Here is a 6364-nt window from a genome sequence, read left to right as displayed (position 1 = left end):
CTTGAATCCGTGGGTAACCCGGCAGGACGCCGGGTTAGCCGCGCTGGGCCAAGGATGGCCCATCGCGGCGGCCCACGGATTCAAGCCTGTGTGCGGGCACACCGAGCCTAGGCGAGGTGCCGAGTGGTGGGGCAAGAGCGTTTTGGTTACTTTTGCGCTGTTCAAAAGTGACCCGCTGTAAGAGCGGAACCCAAGGTGGCCGTTACCCAAAAAACGGATATGCACACAATCAAAAAGCCCAACCCAAATCACCCTTGCATGGTCAGTTATGGAAAAGTCAAAGTTTCGCAAAGTAGGATTAGGTTTGGCACTGGCAGTCGCAGCGGCATTGACCATCTACACGGTTCAAGCCCCCGCCGACGCCCCCCAATACCTCACCGCCCCCGCCGAACGCGGTGACATCGAAAACGCAGTATTAGCCACCGGCCTGCTGGAAGGCATCAAACAAGTCGACGTAGGCGCCCAAGTCTCCGGCCAGCTCAAATCCCTGAAAGTCAAAGTCGGCGACAAGGTAAAGAAGGGCCAATGGCTGGCCGAAATCGACCCGTTGATCCTGCAAAACACCCTGCGCAAAGCCCAGGTCGACGAAGAAAACCTCCAGGCCCAGCGCCGTGCCACGGCGGCCCAGCTCAAGCAGGCCAAGTCCGTCTACGAACGCTACAAAGGCCTGCAGGTCGACGAGTCGGTCTCGCGCCAGGACTTTGAAGACGCCGAGTCCACCTACCATGTGCAGCAAGCCAACCTGTTGTCTCTGGATGCGCAGATCAAAAGCGCGCACATCCAGATCGACACCGCCAAGGTCAACCTGGCCTACACCCGTATCGTCGCGCCCATCGATGGCGATGTAGTGGGCATCGTCACCCAGGAAGGCCAGACGGTCATCGCCAACCAACTGGCACCGGTGCTGCTCAAGCTGGCGGACCTGGACACCATGACCGTCAAGGCCCAGGTCTCGGAGGCGGATGTGATTCATATCAGCCCCGGCCAGCAGGTGTATTTCACCATCCTTGGCGAGGCCGACAAACGCTACTACGCTAAGTTGCGCGGCACTGAGCCGGCGCCGCAGAACTTCCTCGAAACCCAAACCGCCGGCACTGCGAAGCAGAACAGCGCGGTGTTCTACAACGCGTTGTTCGACGTGCCCAACCCTGACCACCGCCTGCGCATCGCCATGACCGCCCAGGTGCGTATCGTGCTCGACACCGCCCAGGCGGCGTTGATGGTGCCGGTGGCGGCGCTCGGCGCGCGTAACAACGATGGCAGTTACTCGTTGCGGGTGCTCGATGCCAAAGGCAAGGCGGTATCGCGCGAGGTGAAAACCGGCATCAATAACAACGTCAAGGTGCAGATCCTGGATGGCCTGGCCGAGGGCGATAAAGTGGTGATCGGCGATCCAACGCCTGTCGTGGCTGGGAGCTGATGGATGACTCAGCCACTGTTGGAACTCAAGGGCATCACCCGCAGTTTCATGGCCGGCGAGCGCGAATTTATTGCGCTCAAGGGTATCGACCTGACCATTCATGCCGGGGAAATGGTTGCGATCATTGGTGCTTCGGGTTCGGGTAAGTCCACGCTGATGAATATCCTCGGTGGCCTGGATTACGCCACGGACGGCAGCTACAAGATCAATGGCATCGAAACCCGCTCACTGGGCGATGAACAGCTGGCGGAGCTGCGCCGCGATTACTTCGGCTTTATCTTCCAGCGCTACCACCTGCTGGCGCATCTCAGCGCCTTGCACAACGTGGAAATGCCCGCGATCTACGCCGGTACACCGGAAACCCAACGCCACAGTCGAGCACGAGACTTGCTCGCGCGATTGGGCCTGGCGGGGCACACCACCCACCGACCGAGCCAGCTGTCCGGTGGCCAGCAGCAGCGGGTGAGTATCGCCCGGGCCTTGATGAACGGTGGCGAAGTGATCCTCGCCGACGAACCCACCGGCGCCCTCGATACCCACAGCGGCAAGGAAGTGATGCGTATCCTCGCCGAGCTGCACGCCGCCGGGCACACAGTGATTATCGTCACCCATGACCCCAAGGTGGCGGCGAATGCCCAGCGTATCGTCGAGGTCTGCGATGGCGAGATTGTCAGCGACAAGGCTAACGAAAGTGTCGGCCTGGAGTTGCCCTCTGAGGCGCCGATTGAGCCCAAGCGCAGCGGCGCACGGCGCTTGGTAGCCAGCCTGGGGTTGTTCAAGGAAGCGTTCAACATGGCCTGGGTCGCGCTGATTTCCCATCGCATGCGCACCTTGTTGACCATGCTCGGCATCGTCATCGGCATCACCTCGGTGGTGTCAATCTCGGCCATCGGCGAAGGCGCCAAGCGCTATGTGCTCAAGGACATCCAGGCGATCGGCAGCAACACCATCGATATCTTCTCCGGCACCAGTTTTGGTGACAGTCGCGCCTCGGCGATCGAGACGCTGATGCCGTCGGATGTGGAGGCGTTGAACCAGCTGTATTACGTCGACAGCGCCACGCCGGTGGTGGGCCGTAACCTGTTGCTGCGTTTTGGCAATATCGACGTGGATGCGCAGGTCAATGGCGTCAGCGACCGTTACTTCAAAGTGAAGGGGCTGAAACTTGAAGCCGGGATTGCCTTCAGCGAAAGCGACGCGCGGCGTCAGGCGCAGGTGGTGGTGATCGACCACAACACCCGTCATCGCCTGTTCGGGCCGAATGTCGATCCGTTGGGCCGGGTGATCCTGGTGGGCAACCTGCCGTGTACGGTGATCGGCGTGACGGCCGACAATAAAAACATGTTTGCCGCCAGCAAGGCGTTGAACGTGTGGGTGCCTTACGAAACGGCGGCGGGGCGCCTGTTAGGGCAACGTCACCTGGACAGCATCACTGTGCGCATCAAGGACGGCCAGCCAAGTAAGGTGGTTGAAGACAACGTCAATAAACTCATGTTGCAACGCCATGGCACCAAGGATTTCTTCACCAACAACCTCGACAGCATCATGCAGACGGTACAGAAGACCAGCCGCTCCCTGGCGCTGCTGTTGTCGCTGATCGCGGTGATTTCGTTGCTGGTGGGCGGCATCGGGGTGATGAATATCATGCTGGTGTCGGTCACCGAACGTACCCGCGAGATCGGTATTCGCATGGCGGTGGGCGCGCGGCAGTCGGATATTCGTCAGCAGTTTTTGGTGGAGGCGGTGATGGTCTGTTTGATCGGCGGGATCATCGGAATCTCGCTGTCCTACGCCATCGGCTATCTGTTTTCACTGTTTGTGAAGGAGTGGGAGATGGTGTTTTCAGTCGGCTCGATCATTACGGCGTTTGCCTGTTCAACGCTGATCGGGATTGTGTTTGGCTTTGTGCCGGCGAGGAATGCGGCGCGGTTGGACCCGATTGAGGCGTTGGCGCGGGACTGAGTGAATCGGGTCTCACTGAAAATGGAGATCTAAATGTGGGAGCGGGTTTGCCCGCTCCCACAGGGTTTTGTGGTGGTTTATAGACTTGCGGCAGTTCCTTCCTCGGTCGAATACATCCACCGCAACAATGAATGCCGCCCACTGATCCCCAGCTTGATCGCGGCGCGCTTCAGATAACTCTCGATGGTGTTGACCTTCAGCGTCAATTGTTCCGCCAACTCCGGGGCTGTACGCCCGGCCAGCAGGCCCACGCACACCTCGAGTTCACGGTTGGACAGGGTCAGCCCCGATTGCACCAGACGCTCCTGAATACGCCGGCGCAGCGTTTCGATGCCGTGGTTTTCCGGCACCACGAGGAGGTCGCTGTCCTGGCGGCACGGCTGGATCGCGGTGATGTGTTTTTCCACCATCGGCAGCAGCAGCGTGGAGAAGTCCTGCAGCATGCTGCGTTCCTGCGGCGAAAAGCTTTCGGACTGGTGCGAGCGGTACACCGACAGCACGTAGCGCACATCATCCTTGCGGCGCGTAAGGTGCAATTGTGCGGCGGGTTGTTCTTCGCCCAAGGCGGTTACCGAGTCGGTGTAGACCGGGCTGATCTTGCGTCGAGTGTGCCTTTCGGAACTCACTTGCAATTGCGTGATATGCGTGGCGTCCACCGCCAGTTGGGTGAGGATGAGGTCATGCAGCATGCGTGGGAAGTGGCGACTGCCGGTGCTGGCGATGACCTTGCCTATATGTGGGAACAGGTGTGAGTTCATCAGTTCGTCCATGAGTTTCGAGTGTGAGTATTCAGCCTTATAACGACGGGGTTTAAGAGGGCAGCCTAGGTGAATAAGCTACAGTGATAATGCTCCCGCCGAGACGTATCCTAGTACAGCCTGGCAAAAGCATGGGGATCCAATCAGCAAAAAAACAAGATTAAAAACGCATAACGATGGTCAGACCTGTCCGACCACCGTTTGTGGGAAAGGATAACGCCGAGCTTAGGTCTTATCTCACAGCATGCGCCGCCATCAAGGCCTGTCGCGAAACGGCGCGGGTGCACTTGGCCAGGGCCTGTTGCACATCGGCCAGCAGGTCGGCGACGTCCTCAAGCCCGACCGACAGACGCACCAAACCTTCGCTGATACCGTGCTGCGCGCGCTCCTCCGGGGTGTAGGTGGAGTGGGTCATGCTGGCCGGGTGCTGGGCCAGTGATTCGGCATCGCCCAGGCTCACAGCACGGGTGAACAGCTTGAGTGCATTCATGAAGCGCCGGCCGGTCTCAATTCCTCCTTTGAGTTCAAAGGCGATCATGCCGCCGGACAGTTTCATCTGCCGTGCCGCCAATTCGTATTGTGGGAAGGAGCGCAGCCCGGGGTAGGTCACCCACTGCACGGCCGGGTGCGCCTGCAAGGCTTCGGCCACCGCCTGGGCATTGCTGCAATGGCGGTCCATGCGCAGGGCCAGGGTCTTGAGGCCGCGCATCAACAATGACGCATCCTGGGGCGACATCACTGCGCCGGTCAGGTCCTTGAGCCCTTGCAGGCGAATGCGTTGCGCCAGTGCGTGGCTGCTCACCGCGATGCCGGCGGTGATATCGCCATGGCCGCTGAGGTACTTGGTGGCCGAGTGCACCACCACATCGGCGCCCATCTCCAAGGGCCGTTGCAGGTACGGCGTGCAGTAGGTGTTGTCGACCACCACGGTGACGTTGGGTTGCTCATGAGCAAGCTTGGTCACGGCGGCGATGTCCACCAGCCGCAGGTTGGGGTTCGCTGGGGTCTCGCAATAGATCATGCGGGTGGCGGGGGAGAGTGCCGCGCGCAAGGCGGCCAGGTCGGTGAGGTCGACATGGCGCACCTTGATGCCGAATTCGCCGATGCCGTGGTGCAACAGGGCGAAGGTGCAGCCGTAGAGGGTCTGGCTGACGATCACCTCATCGCCTGGGCGCAGCAGGGTCCAGAACGTTGCGGCAATCGCGCCCATGCCGGAGCTGAACGCCACTGCAGCCTCGCCGTTTTCCAGGGTGGCCATGCGTGATTCCAACAGGGCCAGGGTTGGGTTGGAAATGCGTGTATAGAAGTGGCCGTTCGCTTCACCGGCAAAGCAGGCGGCGCCGTATTCGGCAGTGGGAAACGCGAATGTGGCGGATAGGTAGATCGGCGGCACGAGGGCACCGTGGTGGTCTTTGGGGTCATAGCCGTGGTGGATGGCGCGGGTGGAAAAGCCGAATGTATTGTGTTTATTGTTCATGTCGGACGCTCCTTATTTCCTACAATGCTATGCTCATAACCACAGATGAACTTTGCAAAATTTGCTGATAAATCCCGTGTTCAGGGATGAAACCTCCATAAAAATAATGAATAGAGGCAAGACATGCCCGTCAGTCTGGATCGTACCGACAAAGCACTTTTAAACGCGTTGCAAGGCAATGCCCGGCTGACGGTGGCCGAGTTGGCCGATCGGGTTTCCTTGACCACCTCGCCGTGTTGGCGGCGGGTGAGGAACCTGGAGGAGAACGGGGTGATCAGCGGCTATCAGGCGATCCTGTCGCCCAAGGCGTTGGGGTATGGGGTGACGGCGTTTGTCAGCATCATGATGGAGAGTCATACGCAGGAAATTGCTCGGGCGTTTGAGCAACGGTTGTTGGATATTCCTGAGATTGTGGCGTGTCATAACGTGTCGGGGCGGTATGACTTTTTGTTGGAAGTGGTGGCTAAGGATCTGGAGTCGTTTGGGGAGTTTGCCCGGGAGGTTTTGCAGACGTTGCCGTGTGTTAAGGAGATTTATTCGAGTTTTTCGTATAAGTCGGTGAGGCGGTTGCGGGTGATTCCGTTGCCCGGTTGATTGGGGGTATATCCGTTATTTGGGTGAGGGCTGATATGGGTTCCGCTCTTACAGCGGGTCACTTTTGAAAGGAGCCCAAAAGTAACCAAAAGGCTCTTGCCCCACCACTCGGCACCTCGCTGTGGCTCGGTGTGCCCGCACGCAGTCTTGAAT

Annotated in this window: 5 protein-coding genes; 3 read left to right on the top strand and 2 right to left on the bottom strand. The window is 59.3% G+C overall.

Annotated features, from left to right (window positions below; translation table 11 throughout):
* Positions 1 to 268: 268 nt before the first annotated feature.
* Positions 269 to 1420, top strand: a complete 1152-nt coding sequence (gene macA, locus BFL40_RS07970; RefSeq protein WP_071483449.1) for a macrolide transporter subunit MacA — start codon at positions 269 to 271, stop codon at positions 1418 to 1420.
* Positions 1421 to 1423: 3 nt separating this feature from the next.
* Complete coding sequence (locus BFL40_RS07965; protein WP_071483448.1) at positions 1424 to 3382, top strand: MacB family efflux pump subunit; 1959 nt, start codon at positions 1424 to 1426, stop codon at positions 3380 to 3382.
* 77 nt (positions 3383 to 3459) lie between these two features.
* On the opposite strand, the gene BFL40_RS07960 is transcribed toward BFL40_RS07965, so the two are convergent.
* Together BFL40_RS07960 and BFL40_RS07955 are read right to left on the bottom strand one after the other, a co-directional pair.
* Positions 3460 to 4140 (bottom strand): response regulator transcription factor, encoded by a 681-nt coding sequence (locus tag BFL40_RS07960; protein ID WP_174555586.1) that lies wholly within the window; start codon positions 4138 to 4140, stop codon positions 3460 to 3462.
* A 232-nt stretch (positions 4141 to 4372) separates the two neighbouring features.
* Positions 4373 to 5617 (bottom strand): methionine gamma-lyase, encoded by a 1245-nt coding sequence (locus BFL40_RS07955; protein ID WP_071483446.1) that lies wholly within the window; start codon positions 5615 to 5617, stop codon positions 4373 to 4375.
* Positions 5618 to 5740: 123 nt separating this feature from the next.
* Here BFL40_RS07955 and BFL40_RS07950 point away from each other — a divergent pair, with 123 nt between their 5' ends.
* Entirely contained in the window at positions 5741 to 6211 is a 471-nt protein-coding gene (locus BFL40_RS07950) for an Lrp/AsnC family transcriptional regulator (protein WP_071483445.1), read from the top strand.
* The last annotated feature ends 153 nt before the right edge of the window (positions 6212 to 6364 follow it).

This window comes from Pseudomonas costantinii (assembly GCF_001870435.1).
Taxonomy (GTDB): domain Bacteria; phylum Pseudomonadota; class Gammaproteobacteria; order Pseudomonadales; family Pseudomonadaceae; genus Aquipseudomonas; species Aquipseudomonas costantinii.
The sequence above is the reverse complement of the archived record's forward strand: the minus strand, read 5'-3'. Positions and strand labels throughout refer to the sequence as shown.

What these genes read in the sequence shown, in the direction of transcription:
- macA (WP_071483449.1), top strand. Translation starts at nt 269, where the DNA reads ATGGAAAAGTCAAAGTTTCGCAAAGTAGGATTAGGTTTGGCACTGGCA.
- BFL40_RS07965 (WP_071483448.1), top strand. Translation starts at nt 1,424, where the DNA reads ATGACTCAGCCACTGTTGGAACTCAAGGGCATCACCCGCAGTTTCATG.
- BFL40_RS07960 (WP_174555586.1), bottom strand. Translation starts at nt 4,140, where the DNA reads ATGAACTCACACCTGTTCCCACATATAGGCAAGGTCATCGCCAGCACC.
- BFL40_RS07955 (WP_071483446.1), bottom strand. Translation starts at nt 5,617, where the DNA reads ATGAACAATAAACACAATACATTCGGCTTTTCCACCCGCGCCATCCAC.
- BFL40_RS07950 (WP_071483445.1), top strand. Translation starts at nt 5,741, where the DNA reads ATGCCCGTCAGTCTGGATCGTACCGACAAAGCACTTTTAAACGCGTTG.